Source organism: Kosakonia sp. SOY2, assembly GCF_027109175.1.
Taxonomy (GTDB): domain Bacteria; phylum Pseudomonadota; class Gammaproteobacteria; order Enterobacterales; family Enterobacteriaceae; genus Kosakonia.
The window spans coordinates 430734-457521 of sequence record NZ_JAPVXH010000001.1 but is presented as its reverse complement, the minus strand read 5'-3'; the positions used below and the strand labels follow the sequence as shown (position 1 = coordinate 457521).

23 protein-coding genes are annotated in these 26788 nt (G+C 55.5%); 9 read left to right on the top strand and 14 right to left on the bottom strand.

What is annotated here, in order from left to right; translation table 11 throughout:
• Window positions 1–38: 38 nt before the first annotated feature.
• Genes O3S68_RS02110 through O3S68_RS02090 form a run of 5 tightly spaced genes read right to left on the bottom strand, consistent with a single transcriptional unit; the run spans window position 39 to window position 6792 of the window.
• Window positions 39–2096 carry a beta-galactosidase gene (locus tag O3S68_RS02110; RefSeq protein ID WP_269230694.1) on the bottom strand — a complete coding sequence of 686 codons (2058 nt, stop codon included), beginning with the start codon at window positions 2094–2096 and terminating at the stop codon, window positions 39–41.
• A 30-nt stretch (window positions 2097–2126) separates the two neighbouring features.
• Entirely contained in the window at window positions 2127–3326 is a 1200-nt protein-coding gene (locus tag O3S68_RS02105) for a glycoside hydrolase family 53 protein (protein WP_097407474.1), read from the bottom strand.
• Between the two features lie 4 nt (window positions 3327–3330).
• A complete protein-coding gene (locus tag O3S68_RS02100; protein ID WP_269230693.1) occupies window positions 3331–4182 on the bottom strand; it encodes a sugar ABC transporter permease in 852 nt (283 codons plus the stop codon).
• 10 nt (window positions 4183–4192) lie between these two features.
• Window positions 4193–5500, bottom strand: coding sequence for a carbohydrate ABC transporter permease (locus tag O3S68_RS02095; protein ID WP_020454349.1), 1308 nt, complete (start codon window positions 5498–5500; stop codon window positions 4193–4195).
• A 56-nt stretch (window positions 5501–5556) separates the two neighbouring features.
• Complete coding sequence (locus tag O3S68_RS02090) at window positions 5557–6792, bottom strand: extracellular solute-binding protein (protein WP_269230692.1); 1236 nt, start codon at window positions 6790–6792, stop codon at window positions 5557–5559.
• Window positions 6793–7144: 352 nt separating this feature from the next.
• Between O3S68_RS02090 and O3S68_RS02085 the strand changes: the two genes are divergently transcribed.
• The 4 genes from O3S68_RS02085 to O3S68_RS02070 all read left to right on the top strand — a co-directional run bounded on the left by O3S68_RS02085 (window position 7145) and on the right by O3S68_RS02070 (window position 10369).
• Window positions 7145–8275, top strand: coding sequence for an ABC transporter ATP-binding protein (locus O3S68_RS02085; protein ID WP_269230691.1), 1131 nt, complete (start codon window positions 7145–7147; stop codon window positions 8273–8275).
• Window positions 8276–8383: 108 nt separating this feature from the next.
• Window positions 8384–9397 carry a zinc-binding alcohol dehydrogenase family protein gene (locus tag O3S68_RS02080; protein ID WP_020454352.1) on the top strand — a complete coding sequence of 338 codons (1014 nt, stop codon included), beginning with the start codon at window positions 8384–8386 and terminating at the stop codon, window positions 9395–9397.
• A gap of 198 nt (window positions 9398–9595) precedes the next feature.
• Window positions 9596–9931: an RcnB family protein gene (locus O3S68_RS02075; protein WP_020454353.1), complete on the top strand. Its 336-nt coding sequence runs from the start codon at window positions 9596–9598 to the stop codon at window positions 9929–9931.
• 12 nt (window positions 9932–9943) lie between these two features.
• Window positions 9944–10369: a GNAT family N-acetyltransferase gene (locus O3S68_RS02070; RefSeq protein WP_020454354.1), complete on the top strand. Its 426-nt coding sequence runs from the start codon at window positions 9944–9946 to the stop codon at window positions 10367–10369.
• 33 nt (window positions 10370–10402) lie between these two features.
• Here the strand turns inward: O3S68_RS02070 and apbC are convergent, their stop codons facing one another.
• Window positions 10403–11512, bottom strand: a complete 1110-nt coding sequence (apbC, locus tag O3S68_RS02065; RefSeq protein WP_269230690.1) for an iron-sulfur cluster carrier protein ApbC — start codon at window positions 11510–11512, stop codon at window positions 10403–10405.
• Between the two features lie 283 nt (window positions 11513–11795).
• Here apbC and metG point away from each other — a divergent pair, with 283 nt between their 5' ends.
• Both metG and O3S68_RS02055 read left to right on the top strand, forming a co-directional pair.
• A complete protein-coding gene (gene metG / locus O3S68_RS02060; RefSeq protein WP_249882778.1) occupies window positions 11796–13829 on the top strand; it encodes a methionine--tRNA ligase in 2034 nt (677 codons plus the stop codon).
• Between the two features lie 86 nt (window positions 13830–13915).
• The gene (locus tag O3S68_RS02055; protein WP_020454356.1) at window positions 13916–14371 is read left to right on the top strand and encodes a YehR family lipoprotein; all 456 of its coding nucleotides are present in this window, start codon (window positions 13916–13918) and stop codon (window positions 14369–14371) included.
• An 84-nt stretch (window positions 14372–14455) separates the two neighbouring features.
• Here O3S68_RS02055 and O3S68_RS02050 read toward each other — a convergent pair whose 3' ends face one another.
• From O3S68_RS02050 to O3S68_RS02040, 3 genes are read right to left on the bottom strand one after another with little or no spacing between them, the layout of a single operon-like run.
• Window positions 14456–14941, bottom strand: a complete 486-nt coding sequence (locus O3S68_RS02050) for a DUF1456 family protein (RefSeq protein WP_020454357.1) — start codon at window positions 14939–14941, stop codon at window positions 14456–14458.
• A gap of 53 nt (window positions 14942–14994) precedes the next feature.
• On the bottom strand, window positions 14995–15714 hold the full coding sequence (gene btsR, locus O3S68_RS02045) for a two-component system response regulator BtsR (protein WP_017459820.1): 720 nt from the start codon (window positions 15712–15714) through the stop codon (window positions 14995–14997).
• A complete protein-coding gene (locus O3S68_RS02040; RefSeq protein ID WP_020454358.1) occupies window positions 15708–17396 on the bottom strand; it encodes a sensor histidine kinase in 1689 nt (562 codons plus the stop codon). Before O3S68_RS02040 ends, btsR begins: the two co-directional genes overlap by 7 nt.
• 219 nt (window positions 17397–17615) lie before the next feature.
• Here O3S68_RS02040 and mlrA point away from each other — a divergent pair, with 219 nt between their 5' ends.
• Window positions 17616–18347 (top strand): HTH-type transcriptional regulator MlrA, encoded by a 732-nt coding sequence (mlrA, locus tag O3S68_RS02035; RefSeq protein ID WP_020454360.1) that lies wholly within the window; start codon window positions 17616–17618, stop codon window positions 18345–18347.
• 60 nt (window positions 18348–18407) lie between these two features.
• Window positions 18408–18521, top strand: a complete 114-nt coding sequence (locus O3S68_RS02030; RefSeq protein ID WP_020454361.1) for a protein YohO — start codon at window positions 18408–18410, stop codon at window positions 18519–18521.
• Here O3S68_RS02030 and O3S68_RS02025 read toward each other — a convergent pair.
• The 5 genes from O3S68_RS02025 to bglX form a co-directional block, all read right to left on the bottom strand.
• Window positions 18496–19233 carry an ABC transporter permease gene (locus tag O3S68_RS02025; protein WP_269230689.1) on the bottom strand — a complete coding sequence of 246 codons (738 nt, stop codon included), beginning with the start codon at window positions 19231–19233 and terminating at the stop codon, window positions 18496–18498. The two genes, O3S68_RS02030 and O3S68_RS02025, sit on opposite strands and share 26 nt — an antisense overlap.
• The gene (locus tag O3S68_RS02020; RefSeq protein ID WP_269230688.1) at window positions 19217–20164 is read right to left on the bottom strand and encodes an ABC transporter ATP-binding protein; all 948 of its coding nucleotides are present in this window, start codon (window positions 20162–20164) and stop codon (window positions 19217–19219) included. Before O3S68_RS02020 ends, O3S68_RS02025 begins: the two co-directional genes overlap by 17 nt.
• On the bottom strand, window positions 20157–21311 hold the full coding sequence (locus O3S68_RS02015; protein ID WP_269230687.1) for an ABC transporter permease: 1155 nt from the start codon (window positions 21309–21311) through the stop codon (window positions 20157–20159). Before O3S68_RS02015 ends, O3S68_RS02020 begins: the two co-directional genes overlap by 8 nt.
• A gap of 8 nt (window positions 21312–21319) precedes the next feature.
• A complete protein-coding gene (gene osmF, locus O3S68_RS02010; protein WP_020454365.1) occupies window positions 21320–22237 on the bottom strand; it encodes a glycine betaine ABC transporter substrate-binding protein OsmF in 918 nt (305 codons plus the stop codon).
• Between the two features lie 149 nt (window positions 22238–22386).
• The gene (bglX, locus tag O3S68_RS02005) at window positions 22387–24684 is read right to left on the bottom strand and encodes a beta-glucosidase BglX (RefSeq protein ID WP_044489420.1); all 2298 of its coding nucleotides are present in this window, start codon (window positions 24682–24684) and stop codon (window positions 22387–22389) included.
• Between the two features lie 308 nt (window positions 24685–24992).
• Between bglX and dld the strand changes: the two genes are divergently transcribed.
• A complete protein-coding gene (gene dld / locus O3S68_RS02000; RefSeq protein WP_269230686.1) occupies window positions 24993–26729 on the top strand; it encodes a D-lactate dehydrogenase in 1737 nt (578 codons plus the stop codon).
• Window positions 26730–26788 lie beyond the last annotated feature (59 nt).

Sequence of the window (26788 nt, the reverse complement as noted above, 5' to 3'; positions counted from 1 at the left end):
AAAACGCCTGCCCGAATGGGCAGGCGCGGAAGGTTCACTTATGCGTTACGGCGAATAACCCGGCAATCCCAGGGAGCCAGCGACATCGCGCCGCTGACCGACGAACCGGATAAACAATCCTGATAACCGTCAGGCAGCGTTATCACCTGCTGCTGGGCGCTAAAGTTCTGAATAAAGACAAACGTGCTTTCGCCATCCGTACGCGCCGTGGCAACGACGCCCGGCGGCAAATCGTGTTGCAACGCGCGCGGCAACTCCAACTCCTCAATAATGTTGGCGAAGAAATCACGCTGGAAGGCGAGATCGTTGCGTGATGCGACGTGCCAGGCCTTGCCTTTGCCGACATGATTGACCGTCACGGCGGGTCGCCCGGCGTAGAAATCATCCCGGTAGGTTGCCAGCGCCTGCGCGCTCTCGGTATGGATCAACTCACACAGATGGCGCACCTGATACGGCCCCTGTAATCCGGCCTCGTTACCCGCCAGCCCCTGCACCAGATTGCGCTCGTTGTCGTCCAGGCAATCAATCTCTTCTGCCCAGATACCCAGCAATTTGCGCAGCGGGCCAGGAAAACCGCCGAGATAACAGAGATCGCTTTCATTGACCACGCCGGTCCAGTAGGAGGTCACCAGATGACCGCCCGCCGCGACAAACGCTTCTGCTCGCCCGGCAAAACCGTCGCGCACCATATACAGCATCGGCGCAATCACCAGCTGGTAACGACTGAGATCGGCATCGGCATTGATCACATCCACGGCAATGCCTTTTTCCCAGAACGGGCGATAGTGCTCGTTAACCGTTTTTTCATACTCCAGGCCTTTATTGCGCGGCCCTTCGGCGTCATCCAGCGCCCAGCGGTTCTGCTGATCGAAGATAATTGCCACGCGGGCATCGGTTCGGCACCCCATTACCGGGGTGAGTTTGCTGAGCATGTCGCCCAGCGCGCACACTTCACGCCCCACGCGCGTATCCAGATGCCCGACGTGATCGATAACCGCGCCGTGGAACTTCTCGACCGAACCACGACTTTTACGCCACTGGAAGTACTGCACTGAATCGGCACCGTGCGCCACCGCCTGCAGCGACGAGAGAATGTGCATTCCCGGCTTTTTCAGCTTGCTGGTCGGCTGCCAGTTGGTGACGCTCGGCGTCGACTCCATCAGCACAAACGGTTTGCCGCCTTTCAGCGTGCGCATCATGTCGTGATACATGGCGGTGTAGCAAGCCAGCGCCGTTTCGTCTTTATCCCGGTGCCACATCGGGTAGCTGTCCCAGGAGATAAAATCGATCGCTTCAGCCAGCTGCCAGTAGTCGTAATCGTAGAAATACTCCATAAAATTGGTGGTCACCGGCAGTGCCGCATTGGCGGCTTTCAGCGGGGCCACTTCATGGCGGCAAAAATCGGTTACCTGCGCGGTGTTAAAACGCCGCCAGTCGAGGTTCAGCCCGTGAATGGAGACTTCCCCCTGCGGCGCCGGTGACTGGATCTGCGACCAGTCACTGTAGGTGTGGCTCCAGAAGTCGCTCCACCAGGCGTGATTGAGGTTGTCCAGCGTCTGATAACGTGCTTTCAGCCAGCCACGGAATTTCTCCTGACACAGCGCGCAGTGGCATTCGCCGCCGTATTCATTGGAAATGTGCCAGCCCAGCACCGCCGGATGGTGCGCATAGCGCTCTGCCAGCAGCATATTGATTTTCAGCGTCTTTTCCCGGTACACCGGCGAGGTCATGCAGTGGTTGTGCCGCCCGCCGTGCAGCGCCGGAACGCGATCGCGCCCGACCCGCAACACTTCCGGGTATTTTTGCGACATCCAGGCCGGACGCGCGCCGCTTGGCGTGGCCAGAAATATATGGATACCGGCGGCATATAATTTATCGATGACCTCATCCAGCCAGGCGAAATTAAATACCCCTTCCTGCGGTTCGAGTTTCGACCAGCTGAATATGCCAACGGACATCACGTTGCATTTTGCCTGCCGCATCATGGCAATGTCTTTATCAATAATATCGGGATAGTTTTCCCACTGTTCCGGGTTATAGTCCGCGCCATGCAATAGCGAGACAACCTTCGGGCTTAAAGGCGCAAATTTATTCATAATGAATTCCTGAAATTTACCACACCAAAATTAATTAAAAACTTTTACCGATGGCAGCACTTTCCCCTGGCAATCAAATAACGCCTGGTTTTCGCGGGCATTTCCCTCTTTCCACTGGTCGTTGATATATTTCATCCCCGCTTGCGTAGCCCAGGTATTTCCGGGAACGGCAATCCAGGTCGGCTCCCAATAAAAAATACCCTTGCCGCGATGGCCCTGAACATTCATCACCGACTGCATTAAATCGTGGATATAGTCATATTGCCCCTGCACGGTGCCGGGGTAGCCGCCCTCTTTTTCTTCTTTCGCCTGGAAGCTGTTTTCCGCGTTATCACAGTTCGCCAGCGTATAGCCGTAAGCCGCTTCCACTACAATCACATCTTTGTTGTAGCGCTTGCTGATGTCGTCCATATTGGCCTGCAACGCGCTGATTGGCCCGTTCCAGTAGGTGTACATAGAGAGGCCAATGACATCGAACGGCACGTTGCGTTTGGTGATTTCATCAAACCACCAGCGGAAGGTATCGTTCTTAGTGCCTTCCGCCAGATGCAGCATGATTTTCACCTGTTCGCCGTTCTTCAGGTTCTCTTTCAGGCCGTCAATAGCGGAATTCAGCAAGCCCGCCAGCCGGTCAAACTCACCGCCGCCCTGCCCCCAGCTTTTGCCTTCCGGCCACAGCATGCCGCCGTTGATCTCATTGCCGATTTGCACCATATCCGGCAGCACGCCCTCCTGCTTAAAGCGGGCGATGGTGTCGCGGGTATAGTCATGGATTGCCGTTTTCAGTTGCGGGTAATCCATTTTTTCCCAGGCTTTCGGTTTGTATTGCTTGCCCGGATCGGTCCAGAAATCGCTGTAGTGGAAATCGAGCAGCAGTTTCATGCCCTGCGCTTTCGCCCGCTTCGCCAGCGCCAGCGTGCTGGCTAAATCGTTGTTACCGCCGCCATAGGCCTGGCCTTGCGCATCTTTCGGGTCCACCCACAACCGCAAGCGCACATAGTTGACGCCGTTGGCTTTCAGAATGGCGATCGCATCCTGCGGCTGGTTATTTTCGTTATAAAACTTCGCCCCGTGTTTCTCGGCGTCGAGCAGCGTTGAAATATCCGCGCCTTTGATGAAATCGGCGGGCATGCCGCTAAAAGGACGCGTCTTTAACGCGTCGGCGGCAAAGGTGCTGGCGGACAAACTACCAAGACAGACAGCAAGCAGAGCGGGTGCAAATCTTTTCATGTGGTTATCCTTTGGTGCTGCCGGAGGTCAGGCCGGAGACGAAGTATTTTTGCAGTGCCAGATAAAGAATGGCCACCGGAACGGCGATCAAGACCGCGCCCGCCGCGTAGGTGGTGTAACTGGCGCCCATTTTTTGCGCCACCAGGTTGTAAAGCCCAATCGGCAGCGTGTATTTATCCGGGGTACGCAGAATGGTGCTGGAGAGAATGAAATCCCCCAGCGGCCCGGTGAAAGAGAACAGTGCCACTACGGCCACAATCGGTTTCGACAGCGGCATGATGATCTCAATAAAAATGCGGAAGTTACTCGCGCCGTCCATGCGTGCAGACTCATCCAGGTCACGCGGAATGGCATCGAGATAGCCTTTCATCAGATAGGTGTTCATTGGGATCATTCCGGCGACATAAATCAGCACCAGCGCCATATGGCTGTTGATTAAGCCCAACAGTTGCGACAGCACGAAAATGGCGATCAGCGCCGAAAACTGCGGGATCATCTGCAACAGCAAAAACAGCATCAACCCATTCTGCCGCCCTTTAAACCGAAAGCGGGAAAAGGCATAGGCGGTGAAACTGACGCTGATTAAGGTCAGCACCATCGTCAGCAGGCTGATCTTCATTGAGTTCCAGTACCAGGCCAGGTAATTGACCTGGCCGTTAAACAGATCGGCGTAGTGCTGAAACGAAAGGTTTTCCGGGATTATCGAGGTGCTGAGCAGGCTGTTACCGGCGTTCAGCGACGCGCCAATCGTCCACACCAGCGGGTAGATAATCATCAGCGAGACCAGCGCGATAACCAGCCAGGAGAGCGTCAGGCGGATCCACTTCTCGCGGCGGATACTTTGTGATTGAGCCATTTTTCTTCCCTTATGCCATGTCGTCGTTTTTAAAGGATTTGGTCGCGCGGAACTGCCACAGCGCCAGACCGACGACAAAAATCGACAGCAAAATGGTGATGGTCGCCGCAATCGCGTACTGCGAGGAGGACATCGTCAGCTTGTAAATCCACGACACCAGGATATCCGTCCCACCCGCGTTCGCCCCCGCAACTGCCGGGCCGCCGTTGTTAAACAGATAGATGATGTTGAAGTTGTTAAAGTTGAAGGTGTACTGGGTGATGATGATCGGCGCAATCGAGTACAGCACCAGCGGCAGCGTAATGGTGCGTAGCCGCGTCCAGGTGCCCGCGCCATCCATCTTCGCCGCTTCGTACAGATCGTCCGGGATAGCCTGCAACACGCCGGTCGTCATGGCGAAAACAAACGGGAAACCGAGCCAGGTTTGCATCATGATCAACGCCGTTTTGGTCCAAAACGGATCCGTCAGCCACGCTTTCGGCGCAATGCCGAAGAACGCGAGAATGGCATTGTTAATCACGCCAAACGAGTCGTTAAACATCCCGGCGAACACCAGAATGGTGACAAACCCAGGCACCGCCCACGGCAGGATAAAAATGGTGCGAACCAGCGGCTTAAAGCGCAGATCTTTCTGGTTCACCAGTATTGCCAGCAGTACGCCAACGGAACACTGCAACGTGGTGGCCAGCAGCGTCCAGACCACCGTCCATTGCAGCACATCAAGGAAGGTCGAACGCCAAATCGACAAGGTGAAAATGTTGACGAAGTTCTTTAACCCTACCCAGTCCACCAGCCTGGCCGGCGGCGTGTGGTAAAGGTTGTAGTTAGTGAAGGCGATGGCGAAACCGAAGAGGATCGGGAAAATCACCACGAACACCAGCAGAATAAAGCCTGGCGTGATCATCAGGTACGGGAAGCCGTCGCTGAGTAACAACTGGTACTGCTTGCGTACGCTGTTGAGCGGCTTTCCTGCGTCGCGTTTTTTACCGTTTACCCACGCATCGCGCAGCGAGAGGTAATAGACCATCACGCCAAAGGCGATGATCAGTACGCTGATAATCCCTTCCGCCAGCAAGAAAATGGAGTTGTCACGCGGGACTTCTTCGCCAAGCGTGTATAACCCCCACAATCCTTCGCGCAGAAAATCGTAAAAAATGCCCATAAAGCTGCTAAGCAGCACCAGGAAGATAAGGCCCTTTAACCACTGGCGGTGATAAAACTGACCAAAACCCGGCACAACGGCCAGCAGCAGCCCGCACCACGCATGCCGCCCTGCGCCATGCGTTTTGGCAAAATTTTCGCTGGGACTGATAATCACGTACGACTCCTTTTCAACAACGGGAGGTGCCCCTCCCGTTTCGCAACAACACGCGGTTACTGGTTACTGGCCTGCATCGCTTCAACTTGCATATGGATCTGTTTGGTGGCCGCATCGAGCGCCGCCTGCGGTTCCTGTTTGCCGGTCAGGCTCAGCTCCAGCGCGGCGTTCGCCGGGCCCCACACTTCGCCCATCTCCGGAATGCCCGGCATTGCCGTTGCGCGCGCCGCCTGAATCGCCACTGCGCTGGCTTTTTCGTCGTTTTTGATAACCGGATCGTCAATCATCGCTTTCTGCGCCGGGATTTCACGCGTGGCGATATAGCGCGTTTTCACGTACTGGGGCTGGTTGATAAATTCGATGAATTGCTGGGCGAGCTTTTTGTCTTTGCTCCAGGTCGAAACGACATAGCCTTTCACACCGAGGAACGAGCTCATCGGCTTGTCGTCTGGTAAGTTCGGCAGCGGCGCGACGCCGTAATTGATACCCGCCGCTTCATATGGCTGGAACGCCCACGGGCCATTGATTACCGCTGCGGCTTTTTTCTCGGTAAACAGCGAATCGATGGCGTTCAGGCCGTTATCGCCGAGGATGCCGGAGGGAAATACGCCTTCGGCATAGAATTTTTTCAGGAAGGTGACGGCTTCCACCGCGCCCGGTTTATTGAGGCCAATATCCTGCGGGTTGAAACCGCCTTTATCGTTTTTACCAAACAGGTAGCCGCCCTCTGGCCCGATCGCGCCCCAGCTGTAATAAATCTGGTCAAACTTGGCCAGCAGCCCGTATTTGTCCTGTGCGCGCTGTTTTTTCGAATAGTCGAGCCACTCCGGCAGGCTTTGCAGCGGCTTATCAATCAGTTCCTTGTTATAGATAAGCACGAGGGTTTCCACCGCTTTCGGCACACCATACAGCGTGTTATCCAGACGAAAGGCATTGATCGAGGCTGGCGTAAAGGCGTCAACTTTTTCTTTATCCAGATTCAGGGGGGTCAGCAACCCTTGCACCACCGCGCCACCCAGTTGATCATTAGGAATGACCAGCACATCCGGGCCAATGCCGGCCGGGCCATCGAGGCGTAATTTCTCCAGTTGCTGCGCGTAGGGCATCTCCTGCACATTAACTTTGACGTCGTACTTTTGTTCGAAATCTTTTACGGCGTCCTGAATGCCGACCGACTTTTTGATGTCTTCCCAGACATTAAGCTGCTGAGTGGCGGCGTGCGCCGACAGGCTAACCGTCTGGCCAACGGCGAGTGCAGAGAGGATCAGTGCAGTAAGTGTGTTCTTTTTCATTATCAACCTCATGTCAAGGTATAACAATTTTGTGGTTTTTATGGCGCAGCATCAGGATACCTTTTAAACAAACCACCTGATATTGCAGGGTTTAAGACGTATTCACCCGCCTTATTGAATTTGTTATACGCTACGCTTTAACAATTAATAAAACGAGCATAAACGGTGAGTTATGTGACCGGCATTACAGAAATGAAAATTCGATATAGGGCGCAAAAACACTGGAAGTTATAGTCATAGCAAGATTTTTCGCCGTTACGCAGCAACGCCAGATGATTGTTATACGTAATACAAAAACACTCAGCGCACGGCATAAACGGTAAATAACGGCTACTACATTCGGGGAACGTTGATGTCCAATATACGACTGAGGAATGTCACCAAACGGTTTGGCGACACGGTGACGCTGAACAATGTCAATTTGTCGATTGATGATGGCGAATTCGCGGTATTTGTCGGCCCTTCCGGCTGCGGTAAATCCACCATGCTGCGCATGATTGCCGGTCTGGAAGAGGTCAGCGAAGGCGAAGTGTTGATTGGTGATGAAGTGATGAACGATGTCGCGCCGGCACATCGCGGCGTGTCGATGGTGTTTCAGTCTTACGCGCTCTACCCGCATATGACCGTGGCGGAAAATATGGGCTACGGGCTGAAAGTGAACAAAGTGCCGAAAGAGGAGATCCGCCGCCAGGTGGAGATGGTGGCGAAAACCCTGCAACTTAGCCATCTGCTGGACCGAAAACCGAAACAGCTCTCCGGCGGCCAGCGCCAGCGCGTCGCCATTGGCCGCGCGATTGTGCGTAACCCGCGTGTGTTTATGTTCGACGAGCCGCTCTCAAACCTCGATGCCGAACTGCGCGTCGAGATGCGCCTGCACATTGCGCGCCTGCACCAGGAGCTGAAAACCACCATGGTGTATGTCACGCACGATCAGGTGGAAGCAATGACGCTGGCGGATAAAATCGTGGTGATGAACTACGGCAATGTCGAGCAGATGGGCTCGCCGATGTCGCTCTACTACAACCCGAAAAACAAGTTTGTCGCCGGGTTTATTGGCTCGCCGAAGATGAATTTCCTGCCCGCCACGGTTAACACCTGGCAACCCGGCGAAGTGACTATCACGCTGGCGCAGGGGCATCAATTAACGCTCGGTATCGACACCTCGCGGCTGGAGCCCGGTGCTTCGATCACGCTCGGCATTCGACCGGAGCATCTCTCCACGGATGTCACGCGTGGTACGCCGCTGGAATTTCAGTGTGAAGTGGTGGAACGGCTGGGTAATAACACCTACCTGTTTGGTCAGTGTTACGGCCATGACAACATAAAAATTCTGCTGCCGGGGGATGTCCATTTCCGCCCGTGGCAGAAAATTACCCTCGCCTTTGATAGCCGCCACTGCATGATTTTCGACGATCAGGATCTGCGCGTCAGCGCCGATATTCCGGTGCCAAACCCGGACTCCCCGGACGGCCCGATCAATTGATTTTCACTCATCAAGGATAAGTGCTGCTCCGTTTTGCGTGTTTTTCATCAGATAGGCTTTGACTACCCTTATCTGCATCGACACCTAAAACACATTAACGGAGCCATGATGAAAGCTATCGCTATTACCCGCGCCGCGCAGAACGGCAGTAATCTGGATTTTCTTACCGACATTGAACTGCCGCAACCGACCGCCAGCGGCCACGACTTACTGGTGGAAGTGAAAGCCGTTTCCGTCAACCCGGTGGACACCAAAGTGCGCGCCGGTTTTAACGCCGATACTCCGCGCGTGCTGGGCTGGGATGCCGTTGGCGTGGTGACTGCCGTGGGGGAAGCGGTAACGTTATTCCAGCCGGGCGATGAAGTGTGGTACGCCGGCGCGTTGACCCGCCCCGGCAGCAACAGTGAATTCCAGTTGGTGGACGAACGCATTGCGGCGCGCAAACCGAAAACGCTGGATAACGCTGCCGCCGCCGCGCTGCCCTTAACCGCCATTACCGCCTGGGAGTTATTGTTCGACCGTCTTGGCATCAAAGAGGGCGGCAACGAAAATGATGTGCTGCTGATTGTTGGCGCGGCGGGCGGCGTAGGCTCGATCATGACGCAGCTGGCTCGTAAGCTAACGCGCTTAACGGTCATTGGTACGGCATCCCGTCCCGCCAGCCAGCAGTGGGTAAAAGAGCTGGGTGCGCATTATGTGATTGACCACAGCAAACCGCTGACCGAAGAGCTGGCGCGCATTGGCATCAAACAGGTTTCACACGTCGCCAGCCTCAATAATACCGAAGAGCATTATCAGCAGTTGATTAACGCCCTGAAACCGCAGGGTAAACTGGCGCTGATTGACGATCCGCACAGCCTGGACGCGATGCCGCTGAAGGTGAAAAGCATTTCGCTGCACTGGGAGTTTATGTTTACCCGCTCAATGTTCACCACTGACGATATGATTGCCCAGCATCAGTTGCTTTCACGCGTGGCGCAGTTGATCGATGAAGGCGTGTTAAAAACCACACTTGGCGAGCACTTTGGCACCATCAATGCCGTGAATCTGCGCAAAGCCCATGCGCTGCTGGAAAGCCAGCGGGCGGTGGGAAAAATCGTGCTGGAAGGGTTTGCGGGCTGACGATTAGCCAGGATTATTCTTAAAGGTTACAAGCGGATAGCGAAAATCGCTGTCCGCTTTTCCTGCTCTGCCCTGGGTTTGCTTACACTTTTTACCAAAGCGTTATTTTTTCGTAGTTGCTCCACTGTCCGTTAACGGCAATGATGGCGTGCTATTTATGCAACCGCGTGAAATGTATAAGAACAACCTGGAGAGAGTATGAGTAAAACAAAAATGATGCTTCTGGGCGCGCTGTTGGCAACCGCCTCGACGGCCTTTGCCGCACCGCAAACCGCTACACCAGGCGCTACCGGGCCGCAATCTTACGAAATTAATGAGTTTGTCGCCGACTTTACGAAATTCACCATTGGCGACACCGTACCGGAAATGTACCGCAGCGAAGAGTACAACATCAAACAGTGGCAACTGCGTAACCTGCCAGCCCCCGAAGCCGGTAGCCACTGGACCTATATGGGCGGCAACTACGTGCTTATCACCGATGCCGAAGGCAAAATCCTCAAAGCCTATAACGGCGACATCTTTTACCATCGCTAAACCAGGAGCTGAATGATTATTCGCCGCTGGCAGGAAAGTGACAGACCGTTTTTACGCACCCTTTTTTTACACGCCCGCAAAGAGAGCTGGCACTGGCTTGATGGCAGCGACTGGCGGCTGGAAGATTTTGACGCCGCCACGCTCGATGAAACTATCTGGGTCGCCGAAGAAGAGGGTCACCGGCTGGGGTTCGCCTCGGTGTACGAAAACGACAATTTCCTGCACAACCTGTTTGTCGACCCGGCCTTTCAGGGCAAAGGCGTCGGCAGCGCTCTGCTCAAACATGCGCAATCCACCTTTACCGGCACTGGCGCACTGAAATGCCTGCTGCATAACAAAGCCGCACTGGCGTTTTATCAGCACCATGGCTGGCATATCGAAGCACAGGGCGTTTCGCCGGAAGGGGATTACGTGCTGATGCACTATCTGAAGAAGTAAAAAACCTCTCCCGAACGGGAGAGGTTGATGGATTTACACCGCGCGAAACGCGATATCGCCAGGAATGACTTCACCCTGCCAGTAGAGCTGTGCGGCTACGCGCCCGGCAAGTTGACGGTAGATAGCGGTAAATTCGCTGTCCGGGCGGCTCACCACGGTCGGCGTACCTTTATCCAGATCTTCACGCAGCGAAATGTGCAGCGGCATCTGCCCCAACAACTCGGTGTGATACTGCTCGGCCAGTTTTTCCGCACCGCCGGTGCCGAAAATCGGTTCGTGATGACCGCAGTTGCTGCAAATGTGCATGCTCATGTTTTCAACAATACCGAGCACCGGCACTTCCACTTTCTCGAACATAACGATGCCTTTTTTGGCGTCGATCAGCGCGATATCCTGCGGCGTTGTCACCACCAGCGCGCCGGTCACCGGAATGTTTTGCGCCAGCGTCAGCTGAATATCACCGGTGCCTGGCGGCATATCCAGTACCAGGTAATCCAGATCCGGCCATATGGACTCCTGCAACAATTGCAGCAGCGCTTTGCTGGCCATCGGGCCGCGCCACACCATGGCGTTATCATCGGTAACCAGGTAGCCAATCGAGTTGGTCGCCAGACCGTGGGCGATAATCGGCGCCATATGCGTACCGTCCGGCGAGGTCGGACGCTCGTGCTCCGCACCGAGCATGACCGGGATCGACGGGCCATAAATATCGGCGTCGAGAATACCGACTTTCGCCCCTTCCGCCGCCAGCGCCAGCGCCAGGTTTACCGCCGTGGAGGATTTCCCTACCCCGCCCTTGCCGGAACTGACGGCAATGATGTTTTTCACACCGTTGACGCCCGGCTGGTTCTTCACACGTTTTAAGGTGGCGATGTTGTGCGACAGCTTCCAGTCGATGGCGCGCGCGCCGGTCAGCCGCAGCAATTCGGCGCTGCACTGCGCTTTTAACTCTTCAAACGCGCTGCGCCAGACAAACGGCATCAGCAACTCAACGTGCAGGGTGTCATCCAGCCATGCGACATGGTGTACCGCTTTTAAAGCAGTGAGATTGTGCTTCAGGGTTGGGTGCTGAAAATCGGCCAGCGTCCCGGTGACAATCGCGCGTAACGCTTCCGGGGATTTGGCCTGGGATTGCGAACTCATCCCGACTCCTTTGTAGTTGTTCTGAAAACGACATTGTAGCCAGCAAGTTTACCCCACGGGCAACAATTATTCATTTACGGATAAATGCCGTTAACGCATGGATTAATTATTACTCATGTATTCATATAGGGATTGAAACGTTCTTAAAGCCCTTATCACCGAAGGCGCAATCTTTACCCAAAAATCCCTGTCTGAATTAAAACGTCCGCAGATCGCGTAGCGCGCTAATTCCCCTTTTGGTACTATCGATACCCCTTTTTCTCAAGAAGATGTAATGCCTACTATGACTCAAGTCGCGAAGAAAATTCTGGTAACGTGCGCGCTGCCGTACGCCAACGGCTCCATCCACCTCGGCCATATGCTGGAGCACATCCAGGCTGATGTCTGGGTCCGTTACCAGCGAATGCGCGGCCACGAGGTCAACTTCATCTGTGCCGACGATGCCCACGGCACGCCGATCATGCTGAAAGCGCAGCAACTGGGGATCACTCCGGAGCAGATGATTGCCGACATGAGTCAGGAGCATCAGACCGATTTTGCTGGCTTTAACATCAGCTACGACAACTACCACTCGACGCACAGCGACGAGAACCGCGAGCTGTCGGAGCTTATCTATACCCGCCTGAAAGAGAACGGTTTTATTAAAAACCGCACCATCTCTCAGCTCTACGATCCGGAAAAAGGCATGTTCCTGCCGGACCGTTTTGTCAAAGGCACCTGCCCGAAATGTAAATCACCGGATCAGTATGGCGATAACTGCGAAGTATGTGGCGCGACCTACAGCCCGACCGAGCTGATTGAGCCGAAGTCGGTGGTTTCCGGCGCGACGCCGGTCATGCGTGATTCCGAGCACTTCTTCTTCGATCTGCCGTCATTTAGCGAAATGTTGCAGGCGTGGACGCGCAGCGGCGCGTTGCAGGAGCAGGTGGCGAACAAAATGCAGGAGTGGTTCGAATCCGGCTTGCAGCAGTGGGATATCTCCCGCGATGCGCCTTACTTCGGTTTCGAAATTCCAGGCGCGCCGGGCAAATATTTCTACGTCTGGCTGGATGCGCCGATTGGCTACATGGGGTCGTTCAAAAACCTGTGCGACAAGCGCGGCGATACCACCAGCTTTGATGCGTACTGGCAGAAAGATTCCGACGCCGATCTGTATCACTTCATCGGTAAAGATATCGTCTATTTCCACAGCCTGTTCTGGCCCGCAATGCTCGAAGGCAGCGGTTTCCGCAAGCCGACCAACCTGTTTGTCCACGGCTACGTGACGGTGAACGGCGCGAAGATGTCTAAATCGCGCGGGACGTTTATCAAAGCCAGCACCTGGCTGAACCATTTCGACGCCGACAGCCTGCGCTATTACTACGCGGCGAAGCTCTCTTCGCGCATTGATGATATCGATCTTAACCTCGAAGATTTCATCCAGCGCGTGAATGCCGACATCGTCAACAAAGTGGTGAACCTCGCCTCGCGTAACGCCGGTTTTATCAATAAACGTTTTGACGGCGTGCTGGCAGCAGAGCTTGCAGACCCTGCGCTGTACAAAACCTTTACCGACGCGGCAGCGACCATCAGCGAAGCGTGGGAGAGCCGTGAGTTCGGCAAAGCGGTACGCGAAATTATGGCGCTGGCCGATGTGGCGAACCGTTACGTTGACGAACAAGCACCGTGGGTGGTGGCGAAACAGGAAGGCCGCGACGCCGATCTGCAGGCCATTTGCACCATGGGGCTGAACATGTTCCGCGTGCTGATGACGTGGCTGAAACCGGTTCTGCCGTCGCTGGCGGAGCGCGCCGAAGCGTTCCTCAACACGACGCTTGAGTGGGATGCCATCAACCAGCCGCTGCTCGGCCACAAAGTTAACGCTTTCAAAGCGTTGTATAACCGTATCGAAATGAAACAGGTGGAAGCACTGGTGGAAGCGTCAAAAGAGGAAGTGAAAGCGGCTGCCGCACCGGTAACCGGCGAGCTGGCGGATAACCCGATTCAGGAAACCATCAGCTTTGACGATTTCGCGAAAGTCGATCTGCGCGTGGCGCTGATTGAAAACGCCGAATTCGTCGAAGGTTCCGACAAACTGCTGCGCCTGACGCTGGATCTGGATGGCGAAAAACGCAATGTCTTCTCCGGCATCCGTTCCGCGTACCCGGACCCGAGCGCGCTGATCGGTCGCCTGACGGTGATGGTCGCCAACCTCGCGCCGCGCAAAATGCGTTTTGGTATCTCCGAAGGGATGGTGATGGCCGCCGGCCCTGGCGGAAAAGATATCTTCCTGTTAAGCCCCGATAGCGGCGCAAAAGCAGGCCAGCAAGTGAAGTAAAAAATAAGGCGCTGAATTCAGCGCCTTTTTCTATACTCAATTTTGCATTACCAAACATTACTTCACATGGAAAACAGGGGAATATCGTGAAATTGAGTAAATTCATCGCCGCACTCTTTTCTGTCGCTTTACTCATTGGTCTGACCGGCTGTGGGGAAAAAGAGCAGAGTAAAACCTTTACCTTTGCGCAGGCGGGCACCGAAGTGACGCTGACCTATTACTACAAAGGTGACGAGGTTGAACGCCAGACCGCCAAAAATAAAATTGAGTACGCTTCCATTGGCGCGAAGACAAAAGACGAGGCGATGAAAGTGCTGGATCCGATCAGCAAAAAATACCAGAGCATTAAAGGGATCAAAGAGAGCGTGGATTATCAGGAAACCTACGCGCAAGAGACGCTGGATGTGGATTACAACGAGGTCGATTTTGCTGCGCTGAACAACCTGCAGGGTTCCGAGTTTACCGGCACGGTCAATGGCAAAATCAGCATGAAGAAATCAGAAGAGCTGTTGAAATCACGCGGCTTTAAAGAAGTGCAGTAAGTCCTGTTCTCCTTCAAGCTGCGCGTTGTTGGCGATACCCGCCTGGCGCTAAACCACCAGCGATGCAGCCTGAAGGATTATCGATTATTCCGCTTCGGTTTTACCCTTCGGTTTTTGCTCGCGTACCGCCAGCCCACGCAAGAAATAACGCATCACCTGATCGCCGCATTCGCGGAAATTCTTATGATCCGGCGCACGCATCATGGCAGTGATTTCCGGCATCGAGATGCGGAACTGCTGAGCGGTCAGAATAGCCAGAATATCGTCAGTCTTTAACGAAAAAGCGATGCGCAGCTTTTTCAGCACAATGTTGTTATTCAACTTGCGTTCAGCCACCAGCGGCGGCGCGGTTTCATCTTTGCCACGCTTTTCATAAATAAGACCGTTCAGAAACGCGGACAACACAATATCCGGGCACGGCTTATAACCTTCCTCGTCTTCTTTGCGCAACCAGGGCGCCAGCTGTTCAACGGTCACTGCCGTGTCTGCCAGTGCCAGAATGCGCACCAGCGCGGTGTTATCAGCTTGCAGGGTGTAACGCACGCTGCGCAGGATATCGTTATTAAGCATATTTGTTTCCGGAAATGATGAACCAGCGCGCAGTGTAGGCATCGCACAGGAATTTACAACCCCAACGCCTCTTTTAAATTTTTCAGATAACGTCGACTCACCGGCACCGTCAGGCCATCGCGCAGCAGTAGCTCCGCCTGGCCGTTATCTTCCAGGCGGATCTCTTTCAGGTGCGCCATATTGACCAGGTACTGGCGGTGGCAGCGCACCAGCGGCGTACGGCTCTCCAGCGTGCGCAGCGTCAGCTCGGTAAACCCCTCTTTGCCCTCCTGGCTGGTCACATACACGCCGCTCATGCGGCTACTGACAAACGCCACTTCGTCCATCTGCAATAACCAGATCCGGCTGTGCCCGGTACAGGGAATGAATTTCAGCGCTTCCTGGTTTTCCGGCAGCACCGACACATCCTGCACGTTTCGCTCAAGGCGCAAGCGGCTGAGGGTTTTCTCCAGGCGGCGGGCTTCAATCGGTTTAAGCAGATAATCGAACGCATGTTCTTCAAACGCCTGCACCGCGTATTCATCAAACGCGGTCAGGAACACGACATACGGCCGGTTTCCCGGATCGAGCATCCCGACCATCTCCAGCCCGCTAATGCGCGGCATCTGGATATCAAGAAACAGCACATCCGGACGCAGTTTATGCACCGCGCCAATCGCTTCGACGGCGTTGCCGCACTCGCCAACGATCTCAATATCGCTCTCTTCCTGAAGCAGGATACGCAGGTTTTCCCGGGCCAGCGGTTCATCATCAACAATCAGCACTTTTAACATGCGTGTTCCTCCAGCGGGAGTCGTAGGGTAATGCGGGTAAACAGATCCGGCTCACAGGCAATAGTAATGCCGCACTCATCGCCAAACCGCGCGCGCAGGCGCTTATCCACCAGGCTCATCCCTAATCCACTGGCGTCGGTTTTCGGCTGGTACAACCCGGCATTGTCTTCAATATCCAGCACCAGATGCCGCCCGTCCTGGCTGGCGTTAATCATAATCTCGCCCACGCCGAGCAGGTGCGACGTGCCATGTTTGATGGCATTTTCCACGATCGGTTGCAGGGTAAACGCCGGAAGTTGCAGGTGCGACAGCGCTTCCGGCACATGTAATTGCACCTGCAAGCGCGACTGAAAACGCGCTTTTTCAATTTGCAGGTAGGCGTTCACATGTTCAATTTCGTCCGCCAGCGTTACCACTTCCGACGGGCGTTTTAAGTTTTTACGAAAGAACGTTGAGAGATATTGCACCAGCAACCCGGCCTGATCGCTGTCGCGGCGGATCACTGCTTTTAGCGTGTTCAGGGCATTAAACAGGAAATGCGGATTTACCTGCGCGTGCAGCAGTTTGATTTCCGACTGGGTAAGCAGCGCCTTTTGCCGCTCGTACTGCCCGGCAAGGATCTGCGCCGAAAGCAGTTGTGCAATCCCCTCGCCCAGCGTGCGGTTGATGGAGCTGAACAGGCGGTTTTTCGCTTCATACAACTTAATCGTCCCCACCACGCGCTGGTTTTCGCCGCGCAGCGGGATCACCAGCGTCGAACCGAGCTTGCATTGCGGGTGGAGCGAACATTGGTAAGGCACTTCGTTGCCGTCGGCATAAACCACTTCCCCGGTTTCAATGGCGCGCTGCGTCCAGACCGACGAGATGGGCCGCCCCGGCAGATGGTGATCGTCGCCGGTGCCGGTGAAGGCCAGCAGTTTTTCCCTGTCGGTTATCGCCACCGCGCCAATATCGAGCTCTTTATAGAGCACCAGCGCCACCTTCATGCTGTTCTCTTCGTTAAAACCCTGGCGCAAAAACCCTTCCGTCGACGCTGCCACTTTTAATGCAGTGGCGGAAAACGCCGAGGTGTACTTTTCGAACATTGCGCGCTTATCGAGCAGGATGCGCATAAACAGCGCCGCACCAACGGTATTGGTGACCATCATTGGCGCGGCGATGCTTTGCACCAGGTGTAACGCGCTATCAAATGGACGGGCGATAAGCAGAATAATCAGCATCTGGATCAGCTCCGCCACGCAAGTTACCGCCCCGGCGGTAAACGGGCTGAACACCAGATCGGTGCGCCCGCGTTTGATAAGCGCGCGGTGTACCAGGCCGCCGAGCAACCCTTCAACAAACGTAGAGAGCATGCAGCTCAGCGCGGTCATGCCGCCCATCGAATAGCGGTGAATACCGCCGGTTAACCCGACAAGACCGCCCACTAACGGGCCACCGAGCAGGCCGCCCATTACCGCGCCAATCGCGCGCGTGTTGGCAATAGAATCCTCGATATGCAGGCCGAAATAGGTACCGAGAATGCAGAAAATGGAGAAGGTGACATAGCACAGCAGCTTATGCGGTAAGCGCACGGTTACCTGCATCAGCGGAATAAACAGCCGCGTTTTGCTCATCAACCAGGCGATAACCAGAAACACGCACATCTGCTGAAGCAGCAGCAACACCAGATTGAACTCGTACATACCCGCCACACCACATCAACTAAAGCGCGTAACATACAGGGTGTTTTCAGATGTTTCTTTGAAGCGCTGCAAAAAAATACAAAATCGTGCTCCGCATCACAAAGTAAGCCACATTGATTAACCGTTCGCACACATTTTGCGCAATTTTGCGGCTGCGCATCCTGCGCCAGGCGGCAGCGGCTACAGTTATACAGGGAGTCGGCTGGCGAGGGTAACACCATGGCGCTTTACACAATCGGTGAAGTGGCGTTGTTATGCGAAATCAACCCCGTGACGCTGCGGGCCTGGCAGCGACGTTATGGACTATTGCAACCCCAGCGCACGGATGGCGGCCACCGGTTATTCACCGAAGAGGACATTGACCGCATCCGGGAGATCAAACGCTGGATAGAGACCGGCGTGCAGGTCAGCAAAGTGCAAAAGCTGCTCTCTTCAGCGCTGGAAGAGACGCGAGATGGCTGGCGCGCCCAGCAGGAAACCGCCCTGCAATACCTGCAACAGGGCGACCCGCATCGCCTGCATCAGTGGATCAAAGAGCACGGGCGCGACTATCCGGCCCAGGCGCTGGCAACACATCTGCTTATCCCCTTACGATTACGGCTACAAACTCAGCAGCCCGCCCTGCTGGCGATGCTGAGCCTGCTTGACGGGATCCTGATCAATTACATTTCCGGCTGCCTGACTTCTGCGCGTAAAAAACCGGGTAAAGACGCGCTGGTGATTGGCTGGAATGTGCAGGACACCACGCGCCTGTGGCTGGAGGGCTGGATGGCAAGCCAGCAGGGATGGCGGGTGGACATTCTGGCGCACGCCCTGCCCCAGTTGCGCCCGGAGATGTTTCCCGGCCGGACACTGCTGGTGTGGTGCGGCGAAACACCGGGAGAAGCACAGCAACAGCAGATGCTGGCATGGCGCGAAGCGGGGCACAGCGTCTGGTTGCTCGGCATTTAATGTTTTATTAACAACTCAACTTGCCTTTATAATGCCAGCCTGATTCAGAAGGAGCATAAAATGAAGTCTGGTAAAATTGTTGTTATCGCTATCTTTTTGCTGATGGCCATCGGCGGAATTGGTGGCGTCATGCTCGCCGGTTATTCGTTTATTGTGCGTGGCGGTGTCGGTTGAGCCGCTGCGCCAGCCGCTCAAATCCCCGATCGACAATAATCGCTGCCAGCGCCACCAGCACCGCCCCCTGCACCACATAAGCCGTATTAAAACCGCTCAGGCCAATGATGATTGGCGTCCCCAGCGTACTTGCACCGACCGTAGACGCGATGGTGGCGGTGCCGATATTAATGATCACCGACGTGCGTACCCCGGCGATGATCATCGGTGCGGCGAGCGGCAACTCCACCTTCAACAACCGCTGCCACGCGCTCATGCCCATGCCTTTCGCCACGCTTTGCACGCTTTCCGGCACCGAGGCGATCCCCGCCAGCGTGCCCTGTAAGATCGGCAATACGCCATATAGCACCAGCGCAATAATCGCCGGTTGTTTACCAAAGCCCATTACCGGCACGGCAATCGCCAGCACCGCCACCGGAGGAAAAGTTTGCCCCACGGCGGCAATGGTTTCCGCCAGCGGGCGAAACTCCCGCCCGGCAGAACGCGTGACCGCAACGCCTGCGCCGACCCCCAGCACAATCGCAATCACACTGGAAACCGCGACCAGCGAGAAATGGGCGACGGTCAGCGAAATAAAACTCTCCTGCAAATAGACCGGGCGCGGGAGCTGCGGAAAAAGTGTACTGAACAGCGCCGCGCTATGCGGTAACCAGACCAGCAGCGCAACAAACAGCGCCATCAGCCACAGCAGCGGGTCACGCAGGATCTTCACAGGCGGCCTCCACGCGCAGCAAATCGCGAAAATGCAGGCTCCCGCAGGGCTGCCCCTGCGCATTATTCACCGGCAATACTTCACACTGCTGGGCGACAAACGCCGAGAGCGCTTCACGCAGCGTCATCGCTTCCTGAAGCGGTTCGCCGACAGCAACGCGTTCACTGCGCAGATAAGCGCTCACCTGGCGCAATGAGAGCAGCCGCACGCCAAGCTCGCTGCGGCCAAAAAACTCGCGCACAAAATCGTTACGCGGCGCGGTCAGCATCGATAACGGCGTCCCCTGCTGGACCACCTTTCCGCCATCCATCAGCACCAGGTGATCGGCCAGTTGCAAGGCTTCATCAATGTCATGCGTCACCAGCACAATGGTGCGCCCAAGCAGGCGGTGAATGCGCACCATCTCCTGCTGTAACGCCGCGCGGGTTACGGGATCAAGCGCGCCGAAAGGTTCATCCATTAACAGCACTTCCGGGTCGGCGGCAAGCGCGCGGGCAACGCCCACCCGCTGCTGCTGCCCGCCGGAGAGCTGATGCGGAAAGCGCTCGCGCAGGGCAGGCTCCAGCCCCAGCAGAGCCATCAGTTCATCGACCCGCGCGTCGCGCTTCGCGCGTGACCACTTTTGCAGTTGCAGCACGGTGGCTATGTTCTGCGCCACCGTCCAGTGAGGAAATAAACCTATCGACTGAATGGCATACCCCATGCGACGGCGCAGCTCCAGCACCGGCAGCGAGCGGATATCCGCCCCGGCAAAAGTAATTGTGCCTTCATCGTGTTCCACCAGCCGGTTAATCATCTTCAGGGTGGTGGATTTTCCGGAACCCGAGGTGCCAATCAGCACCGAAAACGCACCCGTTTTAACCTGTAAATCGAGATGGCTTACCGCGGGCTGCCCAGCAAAGGTTTTACTGACGTTATTAAATTCAATCATGATGTTTCACCTTCAGCAGTGCTATCCCTAAGCCAAATAACGCATCAACGATCACCGCCATGGCGATAACCGGAATGACGCCCAGCAGCACCAGATCCAGCGCGCTGCTCAGCAGCCCCTGAAAGACCAGCGCACCAAACCCACCCGCACCGATCAATGCGGCAATCACCGCCATCCCGACCGTTTGCACCGCCACCACCCGCAGGCTGCGCAGTAGCAGCGGAAGCGCCAGCGGCACGCGCACCTGCCAGAAACGCTGGCGCGCGCTCATGCCCATCGCTTCGGCGCTTTCCAGCACCTCCTGCGGCACCTGGTTTAACCCGGCGACCACACCGCGCACCAGCGGCAGTAAGGCATAGAGGATTAACGCAATCAGCGCAGGTGTCATGCCAGTGCCGGCAATCCCCAACTGGCTAAGTTCGGGGAATTGCTTTACCAGCCCGGCTAACGGCGCAATCAGTAAGCCAAACAGTGCCACCGACGGAATGGTTTGAATGACGTTGAGCACCGCGAACACCGGCCCCTGGCGAGAGGGATGACGATAGCACCACAGCCCGATGGCAAAGCCGACCACCAGCGCAGGTAGCAACGTGCCAAACAACAGCGTTAAATGCTGCGCCAGCGCATCGTTGAACACATCCTGCCGATTGGTGTATTCGCGTAGCAGCGAGAGATTATCCAGCGCGCCGCTGAGCAATAAATAGAGAGGAAGGCACCACACCTGCGCATGCAGCAACCAGCGCCACACGGGGTTGGACACAACGCGGCGAATCGCATCGCTACAGGCCAACAGCGTTAGCGCCAGCCACAGCCACAACCCGCTGCCGGGCGATGTGCGCGCCAGCGGGCTGCCCGTCTGCACGAGATCGGTCGCCGCCCTGCCCGCGCTCCATATCAGCAGGCAGAACAGCGCTTCGGTAAACAGCAACGTTGCCACCTGCGCACCGCGACCGGGAATAAAGCTGATTGCCAGTGAGAGACAGGGCGCAAGTAGCCACAGCGCGGAAAAAAGCTGCCATAAGGCGCGGCTTTCACCGGAAACCAGCCGGTTTGGCGCATAGTTCACAAACGGCAGCCACGCCGCCAGCCCGCCCAGCACCGCCAACAGCAACAACACACGGTTATGGCAGCGTATCGAAACATCCATAGGGGTAATTATTTCACCAGGCCTTTTTCTTTCAGGTAGTCTGCCGCGACTTTCTTCGCATCCAGTCCTTCCACCGCAATACTGGCGTTGAGTTTTTGCAGCGTTTTCTCATCCAGGCTGGCAAATACGGGCTTCAGCCACGTATCGAGTTCCGGGTAGGCTTTCAGCACAGATTCGCGTACTACCGGCGTTGGTGCGTAGATGGGCTGCACACCTTTCGGGTCGCTCAGGGTTTGCAGACCGAGCGCCGCCACCGGTCCATCCGTACCGTAGGCCATCGCCGCGTTAACGCCGGAGGTTTGCTGCGCCGCCGCTTTGATGGTGACCGCCGTATCGCCACCGGCCAGCGACAGCAGCTGATCCTGCTTCAATTTAAAGTCATAGGCTTTTTCAAACGCGGGCAGCGCATCGGTACGTTCAATGAATTCAGCCGACGCGGCGAGCTTAAATTCACCGCCCTGCTTCAGGTAGCGGCTCAGATCCTCAAGGGAGTTAAGTTTGTTTTTTTGCGCCACATCCTGACGCACCGCGATTGTCCAGGTATTGTTCGCCGGGGCGGGGGTTAGCCATACCAGTTTGTTTTTTTCAGCATCCAGCTTTTTGACTTTTTCGTAGCCCTGCTGCGCGTTTTTCCACGCGGCATCGTTCTCATCTTTAAAGAAGAAGGCGCCGTTACCGGTGTACTCCGGGTAAATATCCAGCTCGCCAGAGGTGATCGCGCCGCGCACCACTGGCGTGGTGCCGAGTTGCACTTTATTGACTGTTTTTACGCCATGACTTTCCAGAACCTGCAAAATGATATTGCCCAGCAGCGCCCCTTCGGTATCAATTTTGGAACCGACCTTCACCGGCTCCGCCGCCTGCAGCGGGAGGCTCACCGCGGCAATCAACCCTATTGAGCACGCAATCTTTTTCATGATTGTCATTGTACTTCCCTCATTTTTTACCGCCTTTTTCAGCAGCTTGAGAAAAGAGCGTAGCCGAAAATTAGCAGCTTTGTCGCGTCAGAAGGTTAAACGATTAAGGAATAAGGTATAGCGAGGGAAATCAGGCCGGTTTCCCGGCCTGTGAGAGGTTAACGCAGTTCAAACTCGCCCTGGTTAACGCGTGCAGAATCAACGCCGATAAAGACATTGAATTTGCCTGGCTCCGCATCGTACTTCATCTTCTGGTTCCAGAATTTCAGCGCATTGATATCGATCGGGAAGCTAACGGTTTGGGTTTCGCCCGGTTTCAGGTTCACCTTATCAAAGCCGCGCAGTTGTTTAACCGGGCGGCTCATTGACGCGGTGACATCCTGCAAATACATCTGAATAACCGTTTCGCCTTCGCGTTTGCCGGTATTGGTCACTTCAACGCTGGCGGTCACTTTGCCGGTGCGCGTCATCGACGGTGCAGACATCTTCACGTCAGAAACTTTGAAGGTGGTGTAGCTCAGGCCATAGCCAAACGGATAGAGCGGGCCGTTCGCTTCGTCGAAGTAACGAGAGGTATATTTGTTTGGTTTATCGGCATCATACGGACGCCCGGTGTTCAGGTGGCTGTAATAGACCGGGATCTGCCCGACAGAGCGCGGGAAGGACATCGGCAGCTTACCGGACGGGTTGTAGTCACCAAACAGAATATCGGCAATGGCGTTGCCGCCTTCGGTGCCGGCAAACCAGGTTTCCAGAATGGCGTCGGCTTGCTGATCCTCTTTCACCAGCGCCAGCGGGCGACCGTTCATCAGCACCAATACCAGCGGTTTGCCGGTGGCTTTCAGCGCGGCAATCAAATCACGCTGGCTCTGCGGAATGGTGATATCGGTACGGCTGGAGGCTTCATGCGCCATGCCCTGCGCTTCGCCCACTACCGCAACAACCACGTCGGATTTTTTCGCCGCGGCGACCGCTTCATCAATCATCGCTTGCGGGGAGCGCGGATCGACAACCACTGCCGGTTCATAAAGATTGAGGAAATTAACGATATCTTTGTCATTGGTGATGTTTGCCCCTTTGGCATACACCACTTCACCTTTACCGGCCAGCGCGTTGCGAATACCGGTCAGCACGGTAACGGACTGATCGGCAACGCCTGCCGCAGACCAGCTGCCCATCGAATCGCGTTTGCTGTCGGCCAGCGGGCCCACCACCGCCACGGTGCCCGATTTTTTCAGCGGCAGCGTTTCCAGACGGTTTTTCAGCAGCACCATGCTTTCACGCGCCACTTCCCGCGCTTCTTTGCGGTGCAGACGGCTTTCGGCATTGGTATCTTTCGGGTCGCTCTCTTTCGGCCCCAGGTGGCTGTACGGATCGTTAAACAGCCCCATATCGTATTTCACATTCAGCACGTGGCGGGTGGCATCATCCAGCTCCGCCATCGTCACTTTGCCGGATTTCACCAGGCCCGGCAGGTATTTGCTGTAGTACTCGTCGCTCATACTCATGTTGATGCCGGATTTCAGCGCCACGCGCACGGCATCTTCAGGATCGGCGGCGGTGCCGTGTTTAATCAGCTCTTTAATCGCCCCGTGATCGGAAATGGTGATGCCTTTAAAGCCCCACTCATCACGCAGCAGATCTTTCAGCAGCCATGAATCGGAGGAAGCCGGTGTGCCGTTGAGGGAGTTCAGCGCCACCATCACGCCGCCGCTGCCAGCGTCCAGCGCGGCTTTGTACGGTGGCATATAGTCGTTGAACAGGCGCTGCGGGCTCATATCAACGGTGTTGTACTCTTTACCGCCCTCTACCGCGCCATAGGCGGCGAAGTGTTTCACGCTGGTCATCACCGCGTAGCGATCGGCCGGGCTTTTGCCCTGCATCGCTTCGACCATGGTGCGCCCCATTTCAGAGGTCAGGTACGTATCTTCGCCAAACCCTTCGGAAACGCGGCCCCAGCGCGGATCGCGCGAGACATCAACCATCGGCGCCCAGGTCATATTCAGGCCGTCGTCAGCGGCTTCATAGGCAGAAACGCGACCAACGGTTTTCACCGCATCAAGGTTAAAGCTGGAGGCAAGACCGAGGCTAATCGGGAAGACGGTACGCTGGCCGTGTACCACGTCATAGGCAAAAAACAGAGGGATTTTCAGGCGGCTTAGCTGCATCGCCTGATCCTGCATGGCGCGAATATCCTGCCGGGTGACGGTGTTAAAAATTGCGCCGACCTGGCTTGCTTTGATCATGTCGCGAATGGCTTCTTTTGGGTTATCCGGCCCGACGCTGATTAAACGCAGCTGGCCGATTTTTTCATCGACCGTCATTTTTTTGAGCAACTCAGTGACAAACGCATCCCTTGCTTCTGGCGTCAGCGGATGGTTGCCGAACATCTCTTCCGCCAGCGCTGGTTGCAGCGCGAGGCTCACAGCGACACCTACAGAACATAGCCATTTCATGTCGTTTACTCTCTTGTTTTTTCACCCATAACCGCGGTCACTGGCCGCGAAAGAAACGCAGTGTGCCATAATCCTGGCACGTGTTGCAGAGTTGGACTCTGATTTTTATGCGAATTCGCTCCCCCGTTTGGTTTTACGGGGCTAACATTAATGCGCACTTTACACGTCATCATGCATAACGCGCCAAAGCGGCAGGTCTTCACATTCTTATGACGCTTACTGAGATAAGCTTCCGGGCGCTAACGCCAGTAAAAAGCGGCCCGAAGAATGAAATGTCTTGAACAATGATTAGCCACAAGGAGTGGATAATGTCACATCCAAACAACGCGTTTATCAGCGAACTCAAACGGCTGGTTGGCGCTTCTCATCTGCTTACCGACCCGGCCAAAACGGCCCGCTATCGTAAAGGCTTTCGTTCTGGCCAGGGCAATGCGCTGGCGGTGGTTTTTCCCGGCTCGCTGGTCGAATTGTGGCGCGTTCTGCAGGCCTGTGTTAACGCCGATAAAATTATCCTGATGCAGGCGGCGAACACCGGGCTGACGGAAGGGTCAACGCCAAACGGCAATGATTATGACCGGGAAATCGTAATTATCAGCACCCTGCGTCTTGATAAGCTGCATCTGCTGGATAACGGCGAACAGGTGCTGGCCTACCCTGGTACCACGCTCTATTCGCTGGAAAAAGCGCTTAAACCGCTGGGTCGCGAACCGCATTCGGTGATCGGTTCCTCGTGCATTGGCGCATCGGTGATTGGTGGGATCTGCAATAACTCCGGCGGTTCGCTGGTGCAGCGCGGCCCGGCCTACACCGAAATGTCGCTGTTCGCGCGTATCGATGAGCAGGGCAAACTGGTGCTGGTGAACCATTTAGGCATTTCGCTGGGGGAAACGCCGGAGCAGATCCTCAGTAAACTTGATGACGATCGTGTGAGCGATAGCGACGTGCTGCACGACCAGCGCCACGGCCACGATCATGATTACGTCACCCGCGTGCGCGATGTCGATGCCGACACCCCGGCGCGTTACAACGCCGACCCGCAGCGGTTGTTCGAAGCGTCCGGCTGTGCCGGCAAACTGGCGGTTTTCGCCGTGCGTCTGGACACCTTCCCGGCCGAAACGCGCCAGCAGGTCTTCTACATCGGCACCAATCAAACGGCGGTGCTGGCGGAGATCCGCCGTCATATTCTGGCGAACTTCGAGCATTTGCCGGTCGCCGGTGAGTATATGCATCGCGATATTTACGATATCGCCGAACGCTACGGCAAAGACACCTTCCTGATGATCGATAAACTCGGCACTGACAAAATGCCGTTCTTCTTCACCATGAAAGGCCGCACCGAAGCGTTACTGGAAAAAGCGACGGTGTTTAAGCCGCATTTTATTGACCGCTCATTGCAAAAAATCAGCGGCTTTTTCCCGTCTCACCTGCCGCCGCGCATGAAAGCGTGGCGCGATAAATATGAACATCACCTGCTGCTGAAAATGTCCGGCGATGGCATTGCGGAAGCAGAAAACTGGCTGAAAACCTACTTTGCCAGTGCCGAGGGTGATTTCTTTGTCTGTACGCCGGAAGAAGGGAGCAAAGCGTTTTTACACCGCTTTGCCGCCGCCGGTGCGGCGATCCGTTACCAGGCGGTTCATGCGGATGAAGTGGAAGATATTCTGGCGCTGGATATCGCGCTGCGCCGCAATGACAACGACTGGTTTGAGCATCTGCCGCCGGAAATCGACAGCCAACTGGTGCATAAACTCTATTACGGCCACTTTATGTGCCATGTTTTCCACCAGGATTACATTGTGAAAAAAGGCGTGGATGCCCATGCGCTGAAAGCGCAAATGCTGGAACTGTTACGCCAGCGTGGCGCGCAGTATCCGGCCGAGCATAACGTCGGCCATCTGTATGAAGCCGCCGAGCCGTTAAAACGTTTTTATAAAGAAAACGACCCGACAAACAGCATGAACCCCGGCATCGGTAAAACCAGCAAGCGTAAGTTCTGGCAGGAAGACGCTGCTACGGATAACGCATCGTCAACGGCGATGAAATAACCCGGCGACGGGCTGTATTGTGTGCTCCTTTCGTAATAGAGTAGCGAACAGCGCCAGAG